Source organism: Streptosporangium longisporum (assembly GCF_039534895.1).
Lineage (GTDB): Bacteria > Actinomycetota > Actinomycetes > Streptosporangiales > Streptosporangiaceae > Streptosporangium > Streptosporangium longisporum.
Genome location: NZ_BAAAWD010000019.1, coordinates 458,168 through 481,065 on the forward strand (window position 1 = coordinate 458,168; position 22,898 = coordinate 481,065).

The 22,898-nt window shown below is 71.4% G+C and carries 17 protein-coding genes; 8 read left to right on the top strand and 9 right to left on the bottom strand.

What is annotated here, in order from left to right:
* Positions 1-63: 63 nt before the first annotated feature.
* The gene (locus ABD832_RS33820; RefSeq protein WP_344903789.1) at positions 64-1,743 is read right to left on the bottom strand and encodes an AMP-binding protein; all 1,680 of its coding nucleotides are present in this window, start codon (positions 1,741-1,743) and stop codon (positions 64-66) included.
* Positions 1,744-2,005: 262 nt separating this feature from the next.
* Here ABD832_RS33820 and ABD832_RS33825 point away from each other — a divergent pair, with 262 nt between their 5' ends.
* Positions 2,006-2,254, top strand: coding sequence for an acyl carrier protein (locus ABD832_RS33825; protein WP_344903792.1), 249 nt, complete (start codon positions 2,006-2,008; stop codon positions 2,252-2,254).
* Between the two features lie 40 nt (positions 2,255-2,294).
* Here ABD832_RS33825 and ABD832_RS33830 read toward each other — a convergent pair whose 3' ends face one another.
* From ABD832_RS33830 to rfbC, 4 genes are read right to left on the bottom strand one after another with little or no spacing between them, the layout of a single operon-like run.
* Positions 2,295-3,317 (bottom strand): ACP S-malonyltransferase, encoded by a 1,023-nt coding sequence (locus ABD832_RS33830; protein WP_344903795.1) that lies wholly within the window; start codon positions 3,315-3,317, stop codon positions 2,295-2,297.
* Between the two features lie 2 nt (positions 3,318-3,319).
* Positions 3,320-4,219, bottom strand: coding sequence for a proline iminopeptidase-family hydrolase (locus ABD832_RS33835; protein ID WP_344903798.1), 900 nt, complete (start codon positions 4,217-4,219; stop codon positions 3,320-3,322).
* Positions 4,220-4,228: 9 nt separating this feature from the next.
* On the bottom strand, positions 4,229-5,353 hold the full coding sequence (locus tag ABD832_RS33840) for a DegT/DnrJ/EryC1/StrS family aminotransferase (protein WP_344903801.1): 1,125 nt from the start codon (positions 5,351-5,353) through the stop codon (positions 4,229-4,231).
* 31 nt (positions 5,354-5,384) lie between these two features.
* Positions 5,385-5,993 (bottom strand): dTDP-4-dehydrorhamnose 3,5-epimerase, encoded by a 609-nt coding sequence (rfbC, locus tag ABD832_RS33845; RefSeq protein ID WP_344903804.1) that lies wholly within the window; start codon positions 5,991-5,993, stop codon positions 5,385-5,387.
* Positions 5,994-6,928: 935 nt separating this feature from the next.
* Here rfbC and ABD832_RS33850 point away from each other — a divergent pair.
* The 4 genes from ABD832_RS33850 to ABD832_RS33865 all read left to right on the top strand — a co-directional run bounded on the left by ABD832_RS33850 (position 6,929) and on the right by ABD832_RS33865 (position 11,857).
* Positions 6,929-8,350, top strand: a complete 1,422-nt coding sequence (locus ABD832_RS33850) for an acyl-CoA carboxylase subunit beta (protein WP_344903807.1) — start codon at positions 6,929-6,931, stop codon at positions 8,348-8,350.
* Positions 8,351-8,579: 229 nt separating this feature from the next.
* On the top strand, positions 8,580-9,953 hold the full coding sequence (ccrA, locus tag ABD832_RS33855) for a crotonyl-CoA carboxylase/reductase (RefSeq protein WP_413224955.1): 1,374 nt from the start codon (positions 8,580-8,582) through the stop codon (positions 9,951-9,953).
* Between the two features lie 6 nt (positions 9,954-9,959).
* On the top strand, positions 9,960-10,973 hold the full coding sequence (locus tag ABD832_RS33860) for a 3-oxoacyl-ACP synthase III family protein (protein ID WP_344903813.1): 1,014 nt from the start codon (positions 9,960-9,962) through the stop codon (positions 10,971-10,973).
* Positions 10,970-11,857, top strand: coding sequence for a 3-hydroxybutyryl-CoA dehydrogenase (locus tag ABD832_RS33865; RefSeq protein ID WP_344903816.1), 888 nt, complete (start codon positions 10,970-10,972; stop codon positions 11,855-11,857). Before ABD832_RS33860 ends, ABD832_RS33865 begins: the two co-directional genes overlap by 4 nt.
* Before the next feature lie 564 nt (positions 11,858-12,421).
* Here the strand turns inward: ABD832_RS33865 and ABD832_RS33870 are convergent.
* Positions 12,422-13,243, bottom strand: a complete 822-nt coding sequence (locus tag ABD832_RS33870) for a thioesterase II family protein (protein ID WP_344903819.1) — start codon at positions 13,241-13,243, stop codon at positions 12,422-12,424.
* A 601-nt stretch (positions 13,244-13,844) separates the two neighbouring features.
* Here ABD832_RS33870 and ABD832_RS33875 point away from each other — a divergent pair.
* Complete coding sequence (locus ABD832_RS33875; protein ID WP_344903822.1) at positions 13,845-16,607, top strand: helix-turn-helix transcriptional regulator; 2,763 nt, start codon at positions 13,845-13,847, stop codon at positions 16,605-16,607.
* Positions 16,608-17,026: 419 nt separating this feature from the next.
* On the opposite strand, the gene ABD832_RS33880 is transcribed toward ABD832_RS33875, so the two are convergent.
* Positions 17,027-18,571 carry an MFS transporter gene (locus ABD832_RS33880; RefSeq protein ID WP_344903825.1) on the bottom strand — a complete coding sequence of 515 codons (1,545 nt, stop codon included), beginning with the start codon at positions 18,569-18,571 and terminating at the stop codon, positions 17,027-17,029.
* Positions 18,572-19,092: 521 nt separating this feature from the next.
* Between ABD832_RS33880 and ABD832_RS33885 the strand changes: the two genes are divergently transcribed.
* A complete protein-coding gene (locus tag ABD832_RS33885; RefSeq protein WP_344903828.1) occupies positions 19,093-19,881 on the top strand; it encodes a TetR/AcrR family transcriptional regulator in 789 nt (262 codons plus the stop codon).
* A gap of 193 nt (positions 19,882-20,074) precedes the next feature.
* Here the strand turns inward: ABD832_RS33885 and ABD832_RS33890 are convergent, their stop codons facing one another.
* The gene (locus ABD832_RS33890; RefSeq protein WP_344903831.1) at positions 20,075-20,509 is read right to left on the bottom strand and encodes a DUF5988 family protein; all 435 of its coding nucleotides are present in this window, start codon (positions 20,507-20,509) and stop codon (positions 20,075-20,077) included.
* Positions 20,510-20,600: 91 nt separating this feature from the next.
* Positions 20,601-21,473: a glucose-1-phosphate thymidylyltransferase RfbA gene (gene rfbA / locus ABD832_RS33895; RefSeq protein ID WP_344904467.1), complete on the bottom strand. Its 873-nt coding sequence runs from the start codon at positions 21,471-21,473 to the stop codon at positions 20,601-20,603.
* Positions 21,474-21,830: 357 nt separating this feature from the next.
* On the opposite strand from rfbA, the gene rfbB reads away from it, so the two are divergent.
* The gene (rfbB, locus tag ABD832_RS33900; RefSeq protein ID WP_344903834.1) at positions 21,831-22,802 is read left to right on the top strand and encodes a dTDP-glucose 4,6-dehydratase; all 972 of its coding nucleotides are present in this window, start codon (positions 21,831-21,833) and stop codon (positions 22,800-22,802) included.
* Positions 22,803-22,898 lie beyond the last annotated feature (96 nt).

A 22,898-nucleotide genomic window follows, 5' to 3' on the forward strand; every position in this document is an offset into this window, starting at 1 on the left:
GCCCATATAAATCCATGGAAACGCTACCTCGCCCCTCCCCGGCGGCCACACCCCTACGCCCCCCTAAAGAATCTCCCGGGACGCCGCGCCGACGGGGGACGCCTTTTCGGGGGTCGCCGCAGGCGCCTGTTCGGTGCCGGTGAGGATGCGGGCGGCCCATGCCGCGAGACCGGCCCGGTCGACCTTGCGGTTGGGGTTCAGCGGCAGCTCGTCCAGGTGCCGGTAGTGGCGGGGGATGATGCCCGGCGGCAGGGTCCGGCGGAGGCTCGCGGCGAGGTCGGCCGGGCGTGACGGCGTCCCGGTGTAGAACACCACGAGCTCGACGTCGCCGTCCGCGCCTCCGCTGACGGTCACCGCGTCGTCGACCCCGTCGCACCCGCGCAGGGCGTGGTCGATCTCGGCGAGCTCCACCCGCCAGCCGCGCACCTGGACCTGGGCGTCGGCCCTGCCCAGGTAGACCAGCTCCCCGTTCGCGGCCCTGCGGATCCGGTCGCCGGTGTTGTACCAGGTCCGCCCGTCGCGTTCGACGAACCGGCCGCCGTCGTCGGCGGGGTCGAGGTAGCCGGGGGTGGTCTGCGGCCCGGTGATCCACAGCTCGCCCTCGGCGGCGTCGGGCCTGCCCTCGGCGTCCAGCAGCACGTGCTCGTGCCCGTCGTTGACCCCCCCGATCGGCGCCATGCCGTTGACGCCCAGGCCCGGGGAGACCTCCTGGTCCCAGCGGTGGGCGGTGATGGTGATGGTCAGCTCGGTCGGCCCGTAGAGGTTCTCCAGCGTGGAGGCGGGCGCGGCCCGCTGCCAGTCGGTGGCGTCGGCGCACTTCAGCGCCTCACCGGCGAACAGGCTCCAGCGCAGGCCGGGCATGGAGCCCGGCCGCAGGCCGCCCGTCCTGCGGACCATGGAGATGGCGCTGGGCGTGGAGAACCACACGGTGACGCCCTGCTCGGCGAGGAACGCGGGCAGGTCCCGGTAGGCGTGCGGCGGTACGGGGACCGCGACGGCCCCGGCCCCCCAAGCGCAGAACAGGTCGAACATCGCGCAGTCGAAGGTCAGGTCGAAGGTCTGCGAGAAGACGTCGCCGGGGGTGAAGTCGTAGCGCCGGTCCAGCAGGGCGAAGTAGTGGGCGGTGTTGGCGTGGGTGATCGGCACCCCCTTGGGGCGGCCGGTGGAGCCGGAGGTGAACAGCACGTAGGCGATGTCGCCGGGCTCGACCGGGCGCGGGCGCTCCAACGCGCGCGCCGGGTCGGGCGGGGCCGCCGCCGGGTCCAGGACCGCGAGGTCGAGCCCGTCCGCACTCAGCTCGGCGGCCCGTGCCCGGCCGCGGTCGTCCACGACCAGCGTGGACACCCCGGCGGCCTCGATCATCTGCCGGGTACGGGCCGCGGGGAAGTCCGGGTGCAGCGGCACGACGGTCGCCCCGGCGTACAGGCCGGCCAGGATCCCGGTGTAGGCGACGGCCCCCTTGGCGGCGAGCACCCCGACGGCCCCTGACCGGCCGGCCGGGCCGGACTCGGCCCCGCTGCCTGCGGTGTCCCCGGACGGGGCCGGGACGGGCAGCGCCCCGGCCCAGAGCAGGGCCGCGCGGTGGACCTCGGCGTAGGAGGCCGTACCGCCGCCGGGACCGCCGCCGGGACCGCTGCCGGGACCGCTGCCGGGGCCGGCGACGCGGAAGGCCGGCCGTTCCGGGGAGGTCTCCAGGCCGCGCAGGAAACGCGAGTAGAGGGCGTGGGAGGTTTCCACGGTCATTTCCGTCCTTGAATGTCGATGGGTGCGCGTGGTTATTCCGATACGCCCGGCGAAAGGCCCGGAATCAATTCGAAGAATCACCGCGGGAGCGATGGACATCGGCGTCCGCGCGCGCTAGGTTCACTTCGGAGGGGCGAGGTGAGAATGACGCCCGGCAGTGGTGCCGCCCCTCGGGTGAATGTCGCGGACCGCGACCCCCCTCATCTTTCTTTTCGCGTTCACACCCCAGCACGCCCTCCACCGAGAAGGGAAGTCGACCATCATGTGGGACGATCGTTTCGAGGAGCTCCTGCGCCGGCAGCTCCCCTTCCTGCCGCCGGAAGAGAAGATCGAGCAGGACACCCCCCTGACCGACCTCGGTCTCGACTCGCTCGGCATCGTCGAGCTGCTGTCCGCCCTGGAGGAGGAGTACGGGGTGCACTTCCAGGACGACGCCCTCAGCATGGAGACCTTCCGCACACCGGGCACGCTCTGGAAGGTCCTGTCGGGGATGTTCCGGCCGGTGGGCTGACCGGGCAGCGCGGGACCGGCGGGCGGACCCGCCGGTCCCGTCACGCACCGGACGGCCGTACCGGCCGCGACACCGGCTGCGACACCGGTCGCGACGGTGAGGACGACGCGGGCCGCGACCCCGGCCGGGGCGCCGCCACCACCCTCGGGTTGACCGGCACGACGGTGAAGTTCCTCGTGGTGACCGGCACCCGGCCGAACAGGCTGTCCTGCCCGGCGACGCAGAGCCGCGCCACACCGAGGCCGCGCAGCGTGTCCACCACGTCCGGCCAGCGCAGCGCCCGCACGAAGCCGTCCAGCAGCATCGTCCGCACGCCGTCCCCGGTGGTCAGCACGGTCCCGTCGTGGTCGTCGACGACCGGCAGGCGCGGGTCGGCGAAGTCCAGGCCGTCGAGGACCTCCCGGGCCGCCAGGCGCCGCAGCGGCTCGAACGCGGCCGAGTGCATCGGGGGCCGCATCGTGTAGAGCGAGAGCCCGCCCATCGAGCGCACCCTGCCCTGGAGCCACTCGACCCGCCGCTCGCGCAGCGAGAGCATGTGGAAGTCGTGGTCGACGCGGCACGACAGGTCGTACCACTCGTCGTGCTCGTCCAGCTCCGCCAGCAGTTCCTTCAGCCGGGGCTCGGGGACGCGGACGAAGGAGTGGGTGACGATGTCGGTGTGCTCGCGGGCGAAGTACCCGGCGGTGCAGCGCGCCAGCGCCGCGGTCGTCCGCACGGCGTCCTCGAAGGAGAGCGCGCCCGAGTAGGCGGTGGCGGCCTTGCCGCCGAAGCTGGGGCCCGCGCACACCTCGGGTTCGACGCCCAGTTCCCTCTCCGCCCACTCCGCCAGGGCCAGGCAGTTCACCATGAACGCCACCTGCGCCGCCTCGGTGTAGTCGTCCCCCGAGTCGCGGAAGCGCTCGACGGGCGAGTAGCCGAGCGCGTCGCCGGCGCGCTCGAACAGCCGCCGCGCCCCGGGGTCGTCGCGCATGAACGCGGCGACGTCGGCGAACCTGGTGGGTCCCATGCCGGGGAAGACGATCGCGGTCCCGGCCTTGGCGCCGGTGTCTGTATCGCTGTTCATCGCTATTCCAAACTCTTGAGGAACTCGGTCATGACCGCGATGAAGCGCTCGGGCTCCTCCAGGTGCGGCGTGTGGCTGGAGTTCTCGAAGATCTCCCAGCGGACGTCGGGGATGAGGTCGACGTAGGGCCGTACCGTGGCGGGGGTGGCCTCGTCGTGGCGTCCGGAGACGACCAGCGTGGGCACGTCGATGTCGGGAAGGCCGTCGATCACCCCCCAGTCGCGCAGCGAGCCGATCACGTGGAACTCGCTCGGCCCGTTCATCGCGTAGTAGACGGTGGGGTCGTTGTAGATCTCCATGAACGTGGCGAGGAACTCGCGCGGCCACGGCTGCAGCGTGCAGACGTGCCTGTTGTAGAAGACCATCATGGCGTCGAAGTACTCCTGGGAGTCCGTCGTGCCGGCCTCCTCGTGCGCGCGCAGCGTGTCGTCGACGCCGGGGGGCAGCCGCTCGCGCAGCACCCGCATCTCGCTCAGCCAGAGCGGGTACGAGGCCGGGGCGTTGGCGACCACCAGGCCGCGCAGCCCGGCCGGTCTGCGCGAGGCGTGCTCGGCGACCAGCAGCCCGCCCCACGACTGGCCGAACAGGACGTAGTCGTCGTCCACCCCCAGGTGCCGCAGCAGGTTGTCCAGCTCGTCGAGGAACAGGGCGGGCGTCCAGAAGCCCGGGTCCGCGTCCGGCAGGTGGGTGGAGCCGCCGTTGCCGAGCTGGTCGTAGTGGACGACGGGCCAGCCCGCCTCGGCGAGCACGGCCAGGCCCACCAGGTAGTCGTGGGTGCTGCCGGGACCGCCGTGCACCGCGACCAGCGTGGGCAGGCCGGACCCGGGGGTGCCGGTCACCCGGTACCAGGTCCGGTGCTCACCGAACGGCACGGTCCCCTTGGCGCTGGGCGCGACGGGCATGGGAGATCCTCACCAGCCCTTCTTGATGGAGGCGACGATGTGCTCGCGCTGCTCGTCGGTCACCCACGAGCCCACCGGCACGCACACGATCTGCGGGGCGACCCTCTCCAGGTTGGGAAGGAGCGCGGAGTACTCGCGCACGCAGGTGTGCAGGTCGTTGCGCTCGTGCACGTTGCTGACCATGATCCCGGCGTCGTCCATGCGCTTCATGAACGACTCCCGGTCCTCCACCTTCATGGGGTAGATCCAGAAGGAGGACTCCCGGTCGCCGGCCCGCTCGGTCAGCTCCAGGCCGGGGGTGCCGGCGAGCTCGCGGTCGTAGAAGGCGGCGTTGTCGCGGTGCCTGGCCAGGACGTCGTCGACACCGGCCAGGTTGGCCAGGCCGACCGCGGCGTTGATGTCGTTCATGTGGAACTTGAAGCCCCACTCGGGCACGTCCGGGGGGTTGCGCAGCCGGTCGGCGGTACGGTCGATGCCGAACCAGCGCAGCAGCCGGGCCCGCCGGTACAGCTCGTCGTCGGGCAGCACGATCGCCCCGCCGTCGCCTGAGGTCAGGTGCTTGATGGCCTGGAAGCTGAAGACCGAGACGTTGCCGTGGGTGCCCAGCGGCCTGCCCCGGTAGGTGGCGCCCCAGGCGTGCGCGGAATCCTCGATCACCACGGGACGGAAGCCGAACCTGGCCTCGGCCTCGTCGAGGATCTGGCCGAGCCGGTCGAGGTCGACCGCGTACCCGGCGAAGTGCACCACCATGATGGCGCGCGTGCGGGGCGAGATCTTGCGGGCGAGGTCGTCCAGGTCGATGTTGAGGGTGGCCGGGTCGATGTCGACCCAGCGGATGCGCAGCCGGTTGGCCAGGATCGCCCAGTTGGTGGCCTCCATGGTCAGCGGCGTGGACAGCACCTCACCCTCGCCGTCGTCGCCGTCGCCGGTGCTCCCGGCGACCAGGTGCAGGGCCAGCTGCAGACCGGCGGTGGCGCTGTTGAGGGTGGCGACCCGGGGGTTGCCGATCCTGGCGGCCAGGGCCGCCTCGAACTCGTCGACCTTGGCGCCCTGGCCGATCCGGCCGCTGCCCAGGACCTCGGCGGCCGCGGCGGGGGCGGCCGGTGACATCGCCACACCGAACAAGGGGATCATCGTTGGCTCCAGGTGTTCCGCGGGGACGTCATCAGGTCAGGGCGTAGTCGTTGAGCTCGGCGTAGCGGGCCTTGCAGTCGGCGTAGGCCGGCAGCAGGCCGCGTTCGGCGCACTCGCGCAGCGAGGGGGCGTCGCGGTCCTTGTCCGACAGCAGCAGCTCGTGCTCGCGCGGCCAGGGCAGCGCCAGCTCCGCGTCCAGCGGGTTGATCTGGATCTCCGTGCCGGGCGACCAGTTGCTGGAGCACAGGTAGACGACGGTGGCGTGCTCGGTCAGCGGGGCGAAGCCGTGCGCCAGGCCCTCGGCCAGGTACAGGGCGTGCCGGTTGTCGGCGCTGAGCTGGACCGCGACATGACGGCCGTAGGTGGGCGAGCCGACCCGGATGTCCACCACGATGTCGACGATGGCGCCCTGGGCACAGGCCACGTAGCGGGCCTGCCCGGGAAGGGCGGTCGCGTGCACGCCGCGGATCGTCCCGCGCCGGGAGACCGAGCAGTTGACCTGGGCGACCGAGAGGGGGTGGCCGATCGCCTCGCGGAACGCGGGCTGGTTGAACATCTCCAGGAACGTCCCCCGCCGGTCCGCGAAGACCTCGGGGGTGATCAGGAACGAGTCCTCCACCTCGAGCTGGTGGATCTTCATGTTCGAAACCTTTCTGAGGAGCCGCCGTGTGCCGGCGACCGCGCGAGTTCCCCGGCACCCGCGCCGGCGTGACGCGGGGCCGGTGGCCACGCGCCCGGGAAGGGGACGCGCCGGAGGGCCGGGCGGCGGCGGGACCGTCACGGGACGCACCGGACGACCCCGTGCCGAACGGCGGCGCCAGGGTCCCCGGTCACCGCCGAAAAGCACACGGGGAAACGACGCCCGGCCGGAGACGACGAGGACCCGCCGATTCACGAGAACGTTCACGAAAACGCGTCCGCCGTCGGCGGAAACGCTTTTCCCGAACGTTTTCCGGCTTTTCCCGTATGTCTCCGGTGAAGGCGCGGGCGTCCGTTCGGGGCCCGCCGGCCCGGTTCCGCGCCCGGCCTTGCGTACCCGGCGCCGTTCTCCACCGATACCGTTCATGGTCGTCAGCGGCGCGGTGCCGGACAACCCCTACCCGCCCCTTAACGATCGTGGCGCGGACCGCTCCGGCCACGCCGTCCGCGCCCGGCAGGCCCCGCGCCACCGGCAGCGGGACCCCCGTCGAGCTGGGGCCGGACGGCGGCGGCCGTCCGGTGGCGGCGGGCGCGGGGCCGGGCGCCGGTCCCGGGAGGTGTCCGGCCGGCGCCCTCCCCGGCGCGTGCGCGGGACCGGACGGCCGCATGGACGCGGTGGCGCGCTCAGGGCCCGGCACGGCCTTTCGAGGGGGCCTTTCTCTAGGGGTGCGATAAGGGTTGGTGCCCACGTGGCGTGCATATAGCGTTTCGTGCACGGGCCGGATAGAACACGGCGGATTCATGTTCCCGTGGTCGTGAACATTCTTCGGCCGCCGGCGGCGGATCGAGCCCGTACCCGATTTCAACGGGGGTGTCCCACGTGCAAGGAAACCCGCCCTTCACCGTATCGACTTTCGCCGAGAATGGATGATCGCGTTGACCGTCGGATATCCGGGCACCCGGCAGGAGCCCGAGCTCGACCAGCGCGCACCGGCCGTCCGGCTGGCGCGGCTGCTCGACGCCGGCTCCCTGCTCCCGTTGCACGAGGAGGACACCAGCGGCGTGTCGGCCGTACGGGGCCGCGTCGCGGGCATCGACGTGATCGCCTACTGCACCGACGCCACGAACATGGGCGGGGCGATGGGCGCCGCGGGCAGCCTCAGGATCGTGGACGCCGTCGACACCGCCCTGGCCGAGGGGGTGCCGGTGATCGGCCTGTGGCACTCCGGTGGCGCCAGGCTCGCCGACGGCGTCGAGTCGATGGACGGTGTCGGCCGGGTGTTCGCCGCGATGACCAGGGCGTCGGGCAGGGTGCCGCAGATCTCGGTCGTCCTGGGGCCCGCGGCGGGCGCCGCCGCCTACGGGCCCGCGCTGACCGACGTGGTGATCATGTCGGAGGCCGGCCGGATGTTCGTGACCGGTCCCGACGTGGTGCGCGCCGTCACCGGCGAGCAGATCGACATGGAGTCCCTCGGCGGGCCCGTGGCGCACGGCCGCACGTCGGGCGTGGCGCACGTGGTGGCCGGGACCGAGGACGAGGCCTACCTGCGGGCCCGCTGGACGACCGAGCTGCTGGCCCGCCGGGGCTCGGCCGACCCCGGGTCGGTCCCCGACGGCGCGGACCTGCGGGCACTGCTGCCGGACAACCCCCGCCGGGCCTACGACGTGCACCCGCTGGTGCTGGAGATCCTCGACGCCGGCGCGCCCTTCGTGGAGATGCAGCCGCGCTGGGCGGCCAACGTGGTCGTCGGCCTGGGCCGGCTGGCCGGGGCGTCGGTGGGCGTGGTCGCCAACAACCCGCTGCGCAAGGGCGGCTGCCTCGACTCGCTGAGCGCGGAGAAGGCCTCCAGGTTCGTGCGCATGTGCGACGCGTTCGGGATTCCGCTGGTGGTGATCGTCGACGTGCCCGGCTACCTGCCCGGGGTCGGGCAGGAGTGGGGCGGGGTGATCCGGCGCGGGGCCAAGCTCCTGCACGCCTTCGCCGAGGCCGTCGTCCCCCGGGTGACCCTGGTCACCCGCCAGTCCTACGGCGGCGCGTACATCGCGATGAACTCCCGGTCGCTGGGCGCCAGCGCGGTGTTCGCCTGGCCGGAGGCGAAGGTCGCGGTGATGAGCGCGGAGGCCGCGGTCGGCGTGCTGCACCGCAAGCGGCTGGCCGCGGCCGGCGACGACGAACGCGAGGCGCTGCGGCTCCGCCTCGTCGACGAGCACGCCCGCACCGCCGGGGGCGTGGCCCGCGCCGTGTCCATCGGCGTGGTGGACGAGGTGATCCAGCCGGCGCACACCCGCCGCAGGATCGCCGAGGCCCTCGCCGCCGCCCCGCCCGGGCGCGGTGAGCACGGCAACATCCCCCTCTGACCCGCAGCACGTGAGCCGTCCCCCGGCTCCCCGACCCCGCGCGTCTCCCGCCGGCCCGTCCCGGGTCCGAACGGACCGCCTCACCTCCGCGGCGGGCCCGCCCTCCGGCGGCCGTCACCGCAGGCAAGCCCACCACACCGAAAGGAGCCGGTGGATTCCGATGAACGCCGTTTCCCCCGTCACGCCCTTCCACCGCCGGGCGAACCCGGCGCCCCTCCCCGCGGACCCGATGGCCGACGCCCTGCTGGGCGGGGCGACCTCGGCCGAGCTCGCGCGGACCGCGCTGCCGCAGGAGTACGTCGCCGCCCACCTGCGGGTCGAGGACGTCGACATGTTCGGCGGCACCGACGACAAGGACGTGCGCAAGTCGCTGCGCGTCGGCCGGGTGCCCATGCCCGAGCTGGCCCCGGACGAGGTCCTGGTCGCGGTGATGGCCAGCTCCGTCAACTACAACACCGTCTGGTCGGCGATCTTCGAGCCGCTGCCGACGTTCAGCTTCCTCAAGCGGTTCGGCGCCACCGGCGGGTTCGCCGCCCGGCACGACCTGCCCTACCACGTCCTGGGCTCCGACGGCGCCGGGGTGATCGTCCGGGTCGGCGGCGGCGTGCGCCGCTGGCAGGTGGGCGACCACGTGGTGATGAGCCCGGTCCAGGTCGACGACCAGGAGCCGGCCACCCACGGCGACGGCATGCTCGGCGCCGACCAGCGGGTGTGGGGGTTCGAGACGAACTTCGGCGGGCTGGCCCACTACACGGTGGTCCGCGCCAGCCAGCTGGTCCGCAAGCCCGCCCACCTGACCTGGGAGGAGGCCGCCTCCATCACGCTGTGCGCGGGCACGGCCTACCGCATGCTGGTCAGCCGTCAGGGTGCGGACATGAAGCAGGGCGACATCGTCCTCATCTGGGGCGCGACCGGCGGGCTGGGCGCGTACGCCGTGCAGATGGTGAAGAACGGCGGCGGCATCCCGGTCGGGGTGGTCGGCTCCGCGGCCAAGGCCGCGGCCCTGGAGCGGCTGGGGTGCGACATCGTCATCGACCGCAGCGAGATCGGCATGGGCGGCGACGAGCCTCCCGGGCCGGAGCGGACGATCGAGCTGGGCAGGCGCCTCGGGAAGATCATCCGGGAGCGGGCGGGCGGCGACCCGCACATCGTCTTCGACTACATCGGCAGGGCCACGTTCGGGATCTCGGTGTTCCTGGCCCGGCGCGGCGGCGTGGTCGTCACCTGCGGCTCCAGCACCGGCTACCAGCACCACTACGACAACCGCTACCTGTGGATGAACCTCAAGCGCATCATCGGCAGCCACGCCGCCAACCTGCAGGAGCTCTGGGAGTGCCTGCGGCTGTTCGAGCTGGGCAAGCTGATGCCGACCCTGTCGACGGTGTACTCGCTCGACGACGTGGGCGAGGCCACCCGGCTGGTGCAGACCAACGCCCACCTGGGCAAGGTGGGCGTGCTGTGCATGGCCCCCGAGCCGGGGCTGGGCGTCACCGACCCCGGGCTGCGCGCCAGGATCGGCGAGCACCGGCTGAACCCGCTCCGCGTCATGCCGGGCACCGAGGCCGCGGTCCGCCCCGAGGCGCTCCTGGCCGGAAGGGTGTAGGCGGCCGTGACCAGGCGAACCGCCGGAATCCTGTCGACCGGCTCGTACGTGCCCAAGGAGGAGGTCGGCAACGAGCGGGTGGCTGGTCCTGCCGGCGTCACCCCCGAATGGATCCTGGGCAAGACCCGGATCTCCTTCCGCCGGAACGCCGCACCGGACGAGGCGACCTCCGACCTGGCGGCCCGGGCCGCGCTGAGCGCGATCGAGGGATCCGGCGTCGGCGTCGACCGCATCGGGTACGTCATCGTGGCCACCTCGACCGGTGACCACCCCCAGCCGCCCACCTCCTACCTGGTGCAGGACGCGATCGGCGCGTACGGCGCCGCCTGCTTCGACGTCAACGTCGTGTGCAGCGGCTTCGTCTACGCCCTGGACCTGGCCAGAGCCCTGGTCACGCTCCGGCCGGACACCTACGCGCTCGTGGTGGGCGCGGACGTCTACTCGCGCATCCTCGACGCCACCGACCGCCGCACCGCGGTGCTGTTCGGGGACGGCGCGGGCGCCGCCCTCGTCGGCATGGTGCCCGAGCCGTACGGGATCATCGCCAGCGACCTGTCCAGCCGCGGCGAGGCGAGCGGGCTCATCAGCGTCAGGGCCGGGGGCAGCAGGCTCCCGGCCTCCCACGAGACCGTCGCGGCCGGCGACCACTACTTCAGGATGGACGGCCGCGGAGTGAGGAACTTCGTGATGGAGAACGTACCGCCCGCGCTGGAGGACCTGGTGCACGGCGCCGGGCACCGGCTGGACGACATCGACGTCTTCGTACCGCACCAGGCCAACGGGGTGCTGCTGGACGAGCTGACCCGCAGGTCGGGACTGACCGGCGCGCGCTCGCCGAGCACGGTGGAGCGTTACGGGAACATGGGCAGCGCGTCGGTGCCGGTGGCCCTCGACGACGCCGCCCGGTCGGGCATGATCGCCGACGGTGACCTGGTGCTGCTCGCCGGTTTCGGCGGCGGCATGTCGATGGGCCTGAGCCTGCTGCGCTGGTCGGCCGGGACGTCCGGGGAGAGGGCATGAGCGACGCGAACGGCATCGACAGGACCGCGGGCATCGACAGGGTCGGCATCGTCGGCTGCGGGGTCATGGGCTCGGGCATCGCCGACGTCTGCGCCCGCGCCGGGCTCGACGTGCGGGTGGTGGTCTCCAGCGGCGCCTCCATGGCCCGCGGGCGGCAGCGGCTGCTGAGCTCCCTGGACCGCGGGCTGCGCAAGGCGACGATCACCGAGGCCGAGCGGAGCGAGGCGGTGGAGCGGGTCACCTTCACCACCGACCTCAACGACCTGGGCGACCGGCAGATCGTCTTCGAGACGGCCCCGGAGAGCGAGTCGATCAAGCTCGACCTGTTCGGCGCGCTGGACAAGATCGTGGAGGATCCCGGCGCGATCCTGGCGTCGAACACGTCCTCCATCCCGATCATCAGGATGGCCAGGGCGACCGATCGGCCCGGCCAGGTCATCGGCGTGCACTTCTTCAACCCCGTCCCGGTCCTGCCGCTGGTGGAGCTGATCGGGTCGCTGCTCACCGAGGAGGAGACCCGCGCGCGGGCGGAGGCGTTCGTCGTCGGGACGCTCGGCAAGCAGGTGATCCGCTCCCCCGACCGGGCGGGTTTCGTGGTCAACGCCCTGCTCATCCCCTACCTGCTGGCGGCCGTCCGGATGGTGGAGACGGGCTTCGCGACCGCCGACGTCATCGACAAGGGGATGGTGCTCGGCTGCTCGCACCCGATGGGCCCGCTGAAGCTCGCCGACCTGATCGGGCTGGACACGGTGGCCTCGATCGCCGACGCGCTGTACGAGGAGTTCAAGGACCCGCAGTACTCGCCGCCGCCGATGCTGCTGCGGATGGTGGAGGGCGGCCTGCTGGGCAAGAAGACCGGCCGCGGGTTCCACGTCTACCCGTAGCGACACCGCGCGGCCCGCGCCCGTGAGGGGTACGTGCCCGTGACCCCGTAGCGACACCGCGTGGCGCGCCCGTGAGGGATGCCGCGCGACACCCCCGTGACCCCTCACCAGAACGGCGCCGGACCCGCTCCGGCGCCGTTCTCGCGTCTACGTATAAATCCACATATATCCGTTGTGGTGCTGCACAACCGGATGCCGGGCGTCCCCGCACCCGTTTCCGGTGCGGCCGGCGCGGTACGGCACCGGAGGTTTCGACGCGGGCCGTGATCTTTACGACGCGCCCGGCCGGTGTTTCGTCACGGGGACGACGCTGTACGGAATGACGGACGTCGCTTTTCCACACGGGACGCGGTACGCGGAGCACCGTGCGCCGGAACGCCGGAACGCCGGGCGGCGGGACCCGGGACGCAGGAACGTCGTGGACCGGGGCGGGACGGGACGGAGGGCGTCCGGGAACCGCGGACCCGTGTCGGACGGCGTCCGGAAACCGGTCTCAGGACCGCGGCTTGTACCGGACCACGTCCGGGAACCGGCCTCGGAGCCGAGGCCCGCGCCGGACCGTGCTCAGGAGCCGGTCTCGGGGCCGCGGCCCGCGCCGGTCAGGGCCGACGCGATGCGGTCCCCGATGACACCGACGATCTCCTCGACGTGGTCGACGAGGTAGAAATGGCCGCCGGGGAAGAGCCGCATCTCGAACTCCGCCTCGGTGTGCTCGCGCCACACCCTCACGTCACCCGGACGGGCCTTGGGGTCGTCCGCGCCCGACAGGGCCGTGATCGGGCACGACAGCTTCGGGCCCGGCCGGTGACGGTAGGTCTCGACGGCCCGGTAGTCGCTGCGCACCATGGGCAGCACCGCCCGCATGAACTCGTCGTCGCCGAGCACCCTCGCTGCCGTGCCGCCCAGGCCCCGCAGCTCGGCCAGGAGGCTCTCGTCCGGCCTCAGGTGCATCCGGTCGTCCCGGTGCACCGACGGGGCGCGGCGCCCGGAGGCGAACAGCCCCACGGGCACGGTGCCCTGCCCCTCCAGCCTGCGGGCCACCTCGAAGGCCACGAGGGCGCCCATGCTGTGCCCGAAAAGGGCCATCGGACGGCCGGTCCCGGGACGCAGCGCCTCGGCGATCCGGTCGGCCAGCTCCTCGACGTCGTCGACGCACTTCTCGGCCCGCCGGTCCTGCCTGCCGGGATACTGCACGGCGAGCACCTCGACCCCGGGCGGGGCCACCCGGGCCACGGGCAGGTAGAAGCCCGCGGCACCCCCGGCGTGCGGAAAACAGATCAGCGAGACCGACGCCTCGGCCGCGTCGGCCGTCTCGGCCGGCTCCTGGCGCGAGCCGAGATGAAAACGCCGGATCCAGGTGTCGTCGACGCCCACGGTCTCTTTCATGACATCCGTTTCATTTGCTCTCGCCGTCCGTAACCGATCGGCCCGTGCCGTCGCCCCCGGGCGGAAGACCGCGGCGCACGGCGCGACGGGCCGGTTCTCCGAAGAATCCGCGAAGAACCTGTGAGCGATATCACGTTCTACCCGCCGACCGGTATTCACTACCGAAAGTGATGCGATGATCACGTTGCGGCGAATTAGGCCTCTACCTGGGCCAGCATATCCAAAGCCACCTGCGACGATCCACTCCGGCGACCCCGACGGCCCCCCTAAATCAGATCCCCGTATAAGGGTAAATAGGGGGTTTGCATTTTTCTCGCCATCCGTGGATGATCCCGCTGGGTAGACGACGGTAACTCCCGGGTTCATATACACAACGTCGTGATGAAACCGGGAGCGGGGTGATGATGAAATTGCGTGTCGCAGCGTGATGAAATCAGGAACTGTCGCCTTCCTGTCTCCGGCACTTCTCCAAAAAAGAGTGGCACTCGGCGCCGTCGGTACGCGATGGTGGGTTCCGCCGAGGTCCCGCCTTTTATACGCCGGATGTTATCGTTTCATCGTCTGTTTTCATCTAGGGACACCGGGGTGAACGGGGAGCCCGATGATATTAATCGAGCGGGACAAGGAAATCACGTTTCTCACCGACCTACTCACGGAGTGTGCGCACTGCCGTGGCCGCGTCGCGACGATCACCGGGCCCACCGCGACGGGCAAGACCGAACTGGTGTACGCCTTCAGCCGGCGCGCCGTGGAATCGGGGGCCATCTGGTTGAGCGCGACCTGCTCGCGGACGGATCAGAACGTGCCGTTCGGGGTGGTGAGCCAGCTCTTCCACAGCGCGGCGCTGCCCATCGACCATTCCTCGCGCGCGGCACGGCTGATCGAGGACGCGGCGCCGGAGTCGAGGTCGCCGACGGAAAGGACGCGGGAGTCCGACCGGTTGCGTGCCACCCAGGGCCTGTGGTCCATTGTCCTCGAACTTTCCAAGGCCAATACGGTCCTCATCACCGTGGACGACATCGAATACGCCGATTCCATGTCGTGGCAACTCCTGTTGAACTTCGTCCACCGCCTCAAGAGTGCCAACGTGTTCATCGTCCTGACCGCCACGGAAGGCTCACAGGACATGGACTCGCATATCGAGGTCGACCTCATGCGTCATCCTCACTACGAGCGGATCGCATTGTTGCCCTTCTCTTACCAGGGCGTGATGAAGATGACCCGCGAATTGATGGGCGATACCGCCTCGGTAAGATTCGGCCCGGCCTTTCACGGGATCAGCGGGGGCAACCCGTTACTGGTCAGGGCATTGATGGAGGACACCGGTAACGCGGGAAGGGAGGTCGGCGAGCTCGTCGTCTCGGAGGCTTTCTCCCGGTCGGTGCGCGCGCTTCTCTATCGCAGTGACCCGGCCATGCTGACGGTCGCCCAGGGGCTGGCCGTCCTGGGGGATTTCGCACTGCCGTCCCTGCTCGCCGAATTGCTCGACATACCGGCGTCGAATGTGAAACAGACACTGAATCGTCTTGGGGTCATCGGCATCGTCGACGAGCTGCGTTTCCGACATCCCACCGCCAGGGCGGCCGTGCTCGACGATCTCGAACCGCACGCGCGCCAGGACATGCACCGTCGTGCCGCGCGGCTTCTGCACGCCGAGGGAGCCGCGGCCACGGTGGTCGCCGAGCACCTGCTGGGCGCCGCGCGGTTCCGGGAACCCTGGGCGCTGGCCGAGCTGCGCGAGGCCGCGGAGCAGGCGCTCACCGACGACCGGCACGAGTTCGCGGTCCGGTGCCTGAAGCTCGCCCTGGAGCTGTGCGGCGACGACCCGCACCGCACGCTGATCACGACGGCGCTCGCCCGCGCCGAGTGGCGCATCAACCCGGCCTCGGCCAGCCGGAACGTCGACCGGCTCATCGTGGCCGCCCGCGGGGACGCGCTCTCCTTCCAGGAGCTGGACACGCTGCTGAGGTTCCTGCTGTGGAACGGGCAGCACGACGAGGCCGCGCGGGTGCTCGAACGGCTGGACGCGCTGGCCACCGAACCGGGCGCCGACGAGGAGGCGGCCTGGCTCGACATCGTCCGCAACCGGTTGTCGTGCACCCATCCACCGGTGCTCTCCCGGGCCCGCGCCGTCGCCGTCACCGCCCCGGCGGCCGGGGCGACGGCGTGGACGGCGGCCGGCAGCGGCCCGCACGCGCAGGCGGCGACGCTGCTGACGGGCGTCCTGCGGGACGGCCCGGACGCGGACACGCTCAGGACCGCCGAGCGCGTCCTGCACTCCGTCTCGCTGGACGACGCGAACCTGGAGACCGTGGAGTCGGCGCTCTTCGCCCTGGTCTACTCCGACCGCGCCGACCTGGCCGCGCCGTGGTGCGACGTGATGTACTCCGAGGCCGTGCAGCGCCGCGCTCCGACCTGGCGCGCGACGCTCGCCTCGCTGCGCGCGGTGATCGCCCTGCGCCAGGGCGACCTGGTGACCGCCGAGGAGTACGCGCGCGGAGCGCTGGACATCCTGCCCCCGCGCAGCCTCGGGGTCCTCATCGGCCTGCCGCTGGCCGTGCTGATCCGCGCCACCACCGAGATGGGCAAGTACGAGGTGGCCGCGCACCTGCTCAGGCAGCCCATCCCCGACGGCATCCTGCAGACCCGGTTCGGGCTCTACTACCTGCAGGCGCGTGCCCACTACCACCTGGCGACCAGCCACTCGCACGCCGCGCTGAGCGACTTCTCCACCTGCGGACGGCTGATGCGGGCCTGGGGGCTGGACACCCCCACCCTGGTGCCGTGGCGGCACGGCGCCGCCGCCGCCCTGCTGCAGATGGACCAGCAGGACCAGGCGCGGGCGCTGCTGGAGGAGCCCTACGAGCTGCCCGGCGGCGACTCGCTCCGGGCGAGGGGCATCTCCCGCCGCCTGCTCGCCGCGACCAGCGACCTGCGGCAGCGCGCACCCCTGCTGCGGGAGGCGATCGACATGCTGCAGACCGCGGGCGACCGCCTGGAGATGGCCTACGCGCTGGTCGACCTCACCCACACCCTCAACGAGCTGGGCGAGCCCAACAAGGCGCGGATGATCGGCTACCGCGCCGACAGCGTGGCCGGCGAGTGCCGGGCCGAGCCGCTGCGGCAGGCCGTACGGCACAGCACCGACGGTTACGAGAACGGCGCCGGGGAGAGCATGAACGTGCTCAGCGACGCCGAGCAGCGCGTCGCGTCGCTGGCCGCGCTGGGATACACCAACCGTGAGATCTCCAGGAAGATCTACATCACCGTCAGCACGGTGGAGCAGCACCTGACGCGCATCTACCGCAAGCTCAACGTCAAGGGCCGCAGGGACCTGCCCGCGCAGTTCTCCCAGATGATGTGAGCCGGCGCGACGCCGGCGTCGTGCCCCCGTCGCACCTTCCCATCCCACCGCCGGGCGGCGAGGGCCCGGTCCGGTGGGTTCCGTCCTTCGACGGTACGGCGGGTCCCGTCCTTCGACGGGGCCCGCCTTCGGGGTCTCCGCCCTCCGGGGGTTCCCCCCTCGGACGGTCTCCGTCTCAGACGGTCCCGTCCCGAACGGTCCCCGTCCTCAGGCGGTCCCCGTCTCGAACGGTCTTCGTCTCGAACGGTCTTCGTCTCGAACGGTCTTCGTCTCAGGCGGACCCGTCCTCGGACGGGTCCGCGGCGGGACGGGTCCCGGCCCGCCGGTTCGGGGGCGTGGCCGGGGACCGGGACCCGCGCGGGAACCGGTGCCGTCCGCCTCCGCCGGAGGGGCGCCGGGGCGGAGGACGGCGAGCCGGTTCACTCGATACGGCTGTCCACCGGGGTGGCGTCCATCCGTACCTCTCGGAGAAGGATCGTGGCCAGGACCGCCGTCAGCGCCATGATGGCGGCTCCCAGGATGGCGGCAACCTGCATGCCGCTGGTGAAGGCCGTGCGGGCGACGTCGAGCAGGGCCGCCGCGGCCTGGTCGGGCAGCCGTTCGGCCACCCCTATCGCGCCGCCCAGGGTCTCGCGCGCCACCAGGGCCTGCTCGGGCGGCAGGCCGTCGGCGCCACCGGCCTCGACGAACTGCTCGCTGTAGACGGCCAGCCCTATGCTGCCCAGGATGGCGATGCCGAGCGCGCCGCCCAGCTCGGTGGAGGCCTCCATCACCGCGGACGCCGAACCGGCCCGCTCGGGCGGGGCGAGCGCGACGATCACGTCGGAGGCGACCGCCTGCACCGCTCCGATCCCCGATCCCAGCAGGATCAGGCCGGTGATGAGGAACCACCGGTCGGAGGAGACGTCGATCTGGCTCATCACCGCGAACCCCCAGGCGGCGAGCATCATGCCGCCGCCCATGATGTACCCGGGGCGTACCCGCTGGGCGATCACGGCGGCCAGCATGGAGCCGACGAGGGCGCTGCCGGCCGCGGGCAGGGTCAGCAGCCCGGCCGTGAACGGCCGCAGTCCCAGCACCATCTGCAGGTACTGCGCGATGAAGTAGAACAGTCCCACCAGGGCGAAGATCGCGAGTGTGCTGGTGACCAGGGACATGGTGAAGCCCCGGTTGGAGAACAGCCGCAGGTCCAGCATCGGGTGCGGCAGCCTGCGCTGCCTGCGCAGGAACACGACGCAGACGACCACGCCGGCCGCGACGCTCAGCAGCGCCTGGGCGCTGAAGTCGTCGGCGGCGAACTGCTTGATGCCGTAGACCACCGGCAGCACGGCCGCCAGCGACAGCACGGCGCTGAAGATGTCGAACGGCCCCGGGGCGGGATCGCGGTACTCGGGGAGCAGGAGCGGCCCCAGGATCAGCAGCAGGACCATGACCGGAACGTTGATCATGAACACCGAGCCCCACCAGAACCGCTCCAGCAGCCAGCCACCGATGATCGGTCCCAGCACGCTGCCCCCGGCGAAGCCCGCGGCCCACAGGGCGATGGCCATCCTGCGCTGCCCCGCGTCGTGGAACATGTTGCGGATCAGCGCCAGGGTGGGGGGCATCAGGCTCGCCGCCGCCGCCCCCTGCAGGGCACGGGCCGCGATGAGCAGGTCGGCGTTGGGCGCGTAGGCCGCGACGACGGAGGTGACGCCGAACGCGGTCGCGCCGAGCAGCAGCAGTTTCCTGCGGCCGATCCTGTCCCCCAGCGCGCCCATCGTGATCAGCAGGCCGGCCAGCAGGAAGGCGTAGATGTCGACGATCCACAGCAGCTGGGGACCGGTCGGTGCGAGGTCCGCGCTCAGGAAGGGCAGCGCGAAGTACAGCACGGTCACGGTCACGGAGATGAGCAGGACGGGGAGGACCAGCACCGCGAGCCCGAGCCACTCCTTCCGCCCGGCTCTGGTTACGCCCTGTGTCACGGCCACAACTCCTCGGGTACTTTGTACGTCGAATCGGTGCATACATCGTACGCACATTCTCCGGACGTATGCAACGACTAATTGTCGGCCGACCGGATCCCGCTTCGATTTGCAGGTCAAACGGTATAAGAGTAACAATCTAGCTTCATGGGAAGGGGGTCCCAGCATGAAACGTCACACCAGAAGGGCTTGTTACGTCACAGAATCGATGTGTTAGAGTTTCGTCACACACCATGGGTATGCCGCAACCGGACGGGGACCACATGTTGACGTGCGCACAGTGCGGGAAGCCGCTGCAGGCTCCACCTCGGGGAAGACGCCCGCGGTACTGCTCCCGCGCCTGCCAGGCGCGGGCCTATCGGGCCCGGAGCGCGGAGCGGGCCGCGGCCCCCACGCTGCGGGCCACCTCTCCCGCCGTGTGGGACAGGAGCGGGTCCGTCGGCGAGCATCCACCGCCCCGCGCCCGGGAGGAGGTGGGGGAACACCACGAGCCACCGGCCGGTCTGAGCACGGAGCGGATCGTGCGCACCGCGATCCAGATCGCCGACAGCGAGGGGCTGGACGCGCTGTCCATGCGCCGCGTGGCGGCCGAGCTGGGCGCCGGCACGATGTCGCTGTACCGCTACGTGTCGGGCAAGGACGCGCTCGTCGAGCTGATGGTGGACGCGGTGTTCGGGGAGAGCTCCTACCCCACCACCCTGCCGGGGAACTGGCGCACCCGGCTGGAGGTCGCGGCCAGGCGGGAGTGGGGGATGTACTCCCGGCATCCGTGGGCGCTGCGGGTCATCGCCACCCCCCAGCCCCCGATCGGGCCGAACGTGCTGGCCGACGTGGAGTGGGCGATGCGCGCCATGGACGGGCTCGGGCTGGATCCCACGACGATGCACTGGGTCGCCATCATGGTCAGCGCGCAGGTGCAGGGGGCGGCGCTGCTGCTGGTGAACGAGGTCGAGGCCGAGCGGCGCACCGGCGTCACCACCAGGCAGTGGCGTGCCTCCAAGACGCCGATGCTCCTGGAGATCCTGGAGTCCGGGCAGTTCCCCATGCTGTCCAGGTTGTACGCGGAGCAGGGCGACGCGATCGACATCGACAAGTGGTTCGAGTTCAGCCTGCGGCACCTTCTCGACGGTCTCGCCGTCCTGATCGAGGGCACGGACAGGGGACCGTCGCGCGGGACCGGACCGGCGGGAGAGGCCGCGCGGGTGAACGGGGCGAAGCCGGTGGACGTGGCGCGGCAGGCCGGCGGGACCGGGCCGGTGGACGGGGCGGGGCAGGCCGAGCCGGACGCCGCGCGCGGCCTGATGACGTAGCCACCCCGCCGGAACGCCGTACCGGGCACCGGTGACCCCGGTGACCCCGGTGGCCTCGATGACCCCGGCGACGCCGGTGACACCGGTGACGTCGGCGACACCGAGGAGGCCGTGCGCCGCGGGCCGTCCGGGAAGGTCCTTCCCGGACGGCCCGCGGCGCGGGCGGGGGGTGCCGGCGAGGTTCACGGCCGCGCTACTCGGCGATTCTCGTCCGGGTCGTCCAGCGGAAGACCACCGGACCCGGGACGTCGGAGACGGACTGCAGGTCGGAGGGCAGGTCGGAGGGCACGGCCGAGGGCACGTCGGAGGAGACGGCGTCGGCGATGGCGGACACCGGGGACACGGGGGACACGGGGGACACGGGGGACACGGGGGACAGCGCGACGGCGGGGGGCGTGACGGGCCGTTCGAAGTGCTCGTAGCCGTTCCCCCACGGGACCTTTATCTTGCCGTACGCGGCCGTCGCGTCGTCGACGCGCACGGTCCGCGGGATGTCGGCGGGCCCGCCTTCGAGCGTGATGTCGACGTACGCGCCCGCGGGCGGCGGCGCGACGGCCGCGACGGCCGCGGTGTGGACGCGGACGTCCGTCCCGCCTTCGTGCCCGCCCTGTTCGAGAGAGACGCTCACCTGGAATACCTCCCGGTCGGTGTGTTCGGCCGGCGTGGCCCGCCGGCCCGGCGCGGATCCCTTCCGCGCCGTCCGGGCGCGAAGGCCCGGCTCAGCGGAACTCTGCGGCGACGAGGCGCACGTAGCGGCCGTACGCCGAGGCGGAGAGCTCGGCCCCCAGCCGGTCGCAGGCCTCGGCGTCGATGAAGCCCATGCGCAGCGCGATCTCCTCGACACAGGCGATGCGCACGCCCTGCCGGTTCTCCAGCGCCTGCACGTACTGGGTGGCCTGGACGATCGACTCCGGCGTTCCCGCGTCGATCCAGGCGAACCCCCTGCCCAGGTCGCGCAGGCGTGCCCTGCCCTGTTCGAGGTAGGTGAGGTTGACGTCGGTGATCTCCAGCTCGCCCCGCGCGGAGGGCCGCAGGTTCTTGGCGATGTCGATCACGTCGTTGTCGTAGAGGTAGAGGCCGACGATCGCCCTGTTGGAGCGGGGCCTGGCGGGCTTCTCCTCGATCGAGACGAGCCGTCCATCGGCGTCGGTCTCGCCGATGCCGTACCGCTCGGGGTCGCTGACCGGGTAGCCGAACAGCACGCAGCCGTCCACGTTCGCGGTCTCCGTCTGCAGGATGTCGAAGAAGGAGTTGCCGTGGAAGATGTTGTCGCCGAGCACCAGCGCCACCGGGTCCTGGCCGATGTGGTCGGCGCCGATGACGAAGGCGTCGGCCAGGCCCTTGGGCTCGTCCTGCTGGGCGTAGCTGATGTCGAGCCCGAGGTGCGAGCCGTCGCGCAGCAGGCGGGCCAGTTGCGGCAGGTCCCCCGGGGTGGAAATGACGAGGATCTCCCGGATGCCGGCGAGCATGAGCGCCGACAAAGGATAATAGATCATCGGCTTGTCATTCACCGGCAGGAGCTGTTTCGATACGGCGAGAGTCAGAGGATATAACCTCGTGCCGTGACCGCCTGCGAGAATAATGCCTTTCATGGAAAAGCCCTTCATGACGAATCCTGCCGGTGAAGGTCGATCAGATGGGAATCCGGCCGGTAGAGGAAGACTCACACGGCTCTTAGAGGGCATCAACCCCCTACCCTCTCCCCTCGCCCCCCTATTTCCGGCCGGTGATTTGTTTTTCCCCGGTCAGGGCTTCTCACCCCGCATCCCGCGCCCTACAGTCGAAGGCGCGGCCCGTGAATTCCGTGACGATGAAACGCGGCTGAAAGCCGTTCCGGGACATGTGCCGTAATTCGGGCGCCCGCGCGTGAACAGAGGGGCATCGCCCCGTGGCGCCTGCGGTCCCGGAACCAGGTCTCCCGTCAGCGATCACAGCGAGGTGCATCTCCGATGAGAATTCTCGTCACCGGGGGCGCCGGATTCATCGGCTCCCACTACGTGCGTACCCTTCTCGGTACGGACGGCCCAGAGACCGTCACGGTTCTGGACAAGCTCACCTATGCCGGCAATCCCGCCAACCTCGACACGGTCCGCGGCAGCGACCGTTTCGCCTTCGTCCAGGGCGACGTCTGCGACGCCGGGCTCGTCGGCGAGCTCGTCGCCGCGCACGACCAGGTGGTGCACTTCGCCGCCGAGTCCCACGTCGACCGGTCGATCCTCGGTGCCGACGCGTTCGTGCGGACCAACGTGGTGGGTACCCAGACGCTGCTGGACGCGGCGCTGCGCAGGCGGGCGACGTTCGTGTACGTCTCCACCGACGAGGTGTACGGGTCGATCGCGGAGGGGTCCTGGCCGGAGACCGACCCGCTGAGCCCCAACTCCCCCTACGCGGCCTCCAAGGCGGCCGGTGACCTGCTGGCGCTCTCCTACCACCGCACCCACGGGCTGGACGTGCGGGTGACCCGCTGCTCCAACAACTACGGGCCCCACCACTTCCCGGAGAAGGTCATCCCGCTGTTCATCACCAACCTGCTCGACGGGCTGAAGGTCCCGCTGTACGGCGACGGTCTCAACGTGCGCGACTGGCTGCACGTGGACGACCACGTCCGGGGCATCGAGCTGGTCCGCACCGCGGGCCGTCCCGGGGAGGTCTACAACATCGGCGGCGGCACCGAGCTGAGCAACAGGGAGCTCACCGACCTGCTGCTGGAGGCGCTGGGCGCGGACGAGAGCAGCATCGCCTACGTGGAGGACCGCAAGGGCCACGACCGGCGCTACTCGGTCGACTGGAGCAAGATCGAGAAAGAGCTCGGCTACCGGCCGGCGAAGGACTTCACCACCGGCCTGGCCGAGACCGTGGACTGGTACCGGGACAACCGCGCCTGGTGGGAGCCGCTCAAGGCGGGCGTGCGGGCCCTCTGACCCCGCGTCCCGTGCGCCGCCCCGCCCGGTGCGCGGGACGGCGCACGGGACGGCGCGGCGAGGACGGCGGACGGGCCCGCTCCGGTGTACGGGCGG

Coding starts and splice junctions, on each gene's coding strand:
- ABD832_RS33830 (WP_344903795.1), bottom strand. CDS start 3,317: ATGAACAGCGATACAGACACCGGCGCCAAGGCCGGGACCGCGATCGTC.
- ABD832_RS33835 (WP_344903798.1), bottom strand. CDS start 4,219: ATGCCCGTCGCGCCCAGCGCCAAGGGGACCGTGCCGTTCGGTGAGCAC.
- ABD832_RS33820 (WP_344903789.1), bottom strand. CDS start 1,743: ATGACCGTGGAAACCTCCCACGCCCTCTACTCGCGTTTCCTGCGCGGC.
- ABD832_RS33865 (WP_344903816.1), top strand. CDS start 10,970: ATGAGCGACGCGAACGGCATCGACAGGACCGCGGGCATCGACAGGGTC.
- ABD832_RS33875 (WP_344903822.1), top strand. CDS start 13,845: ATGATATTAATCGAGCGGGACAAGGAAATCACGTTTCTCACCGACCTA.
- rfbC (WP_344903804.1), bottom strand. CDS start 5,993: ATGAAGATCCACCAGCTCGAGGTGGAGGACTCGTTCCTGATCACCCCC.
- ccrA (WP_413224955.1), top strand. CDS start 8,580: ATGGCCGACGCCCTGCTGGGCGGGGCGACCTCGGCCGAGCTCGCGCGG.
- ABD832_RS33825 (WP_344903792.1), top strand. CDS start 2,006: ATGTGGGACGATCGTTTCGAGGAGCTCCTGCGCCGGCAGCTCCCCTTC.
- rfbA (WP_344904467.1), bottom strand. CDS start 21,473: ATGAAAGGCATTATTCTCGCAGGCGGTCACGGCACGAGGTTATATCCT.
- ABD832_RS33870 (WP_344903819.1), bottom strand. CDS start 13,243: ATGAAAGAGACCGTGGGCGTCGACGACACCTGGATCCGGCGTTTTCAT.
- ABD832_RS33840 (WP_344903801.1), bottom strand. CDS start 5,353: ATGATCCCCTTGTTCGGTGTGGCGATGTCACCGGCCGCCCCCGCCGCG.
- rfbB (WP_344903834.1), top strand. CDS start 21,831: ATGAGAATTCTCGTCACCGGGGGCGCCGGATTCATCGGCTCCCACTAC.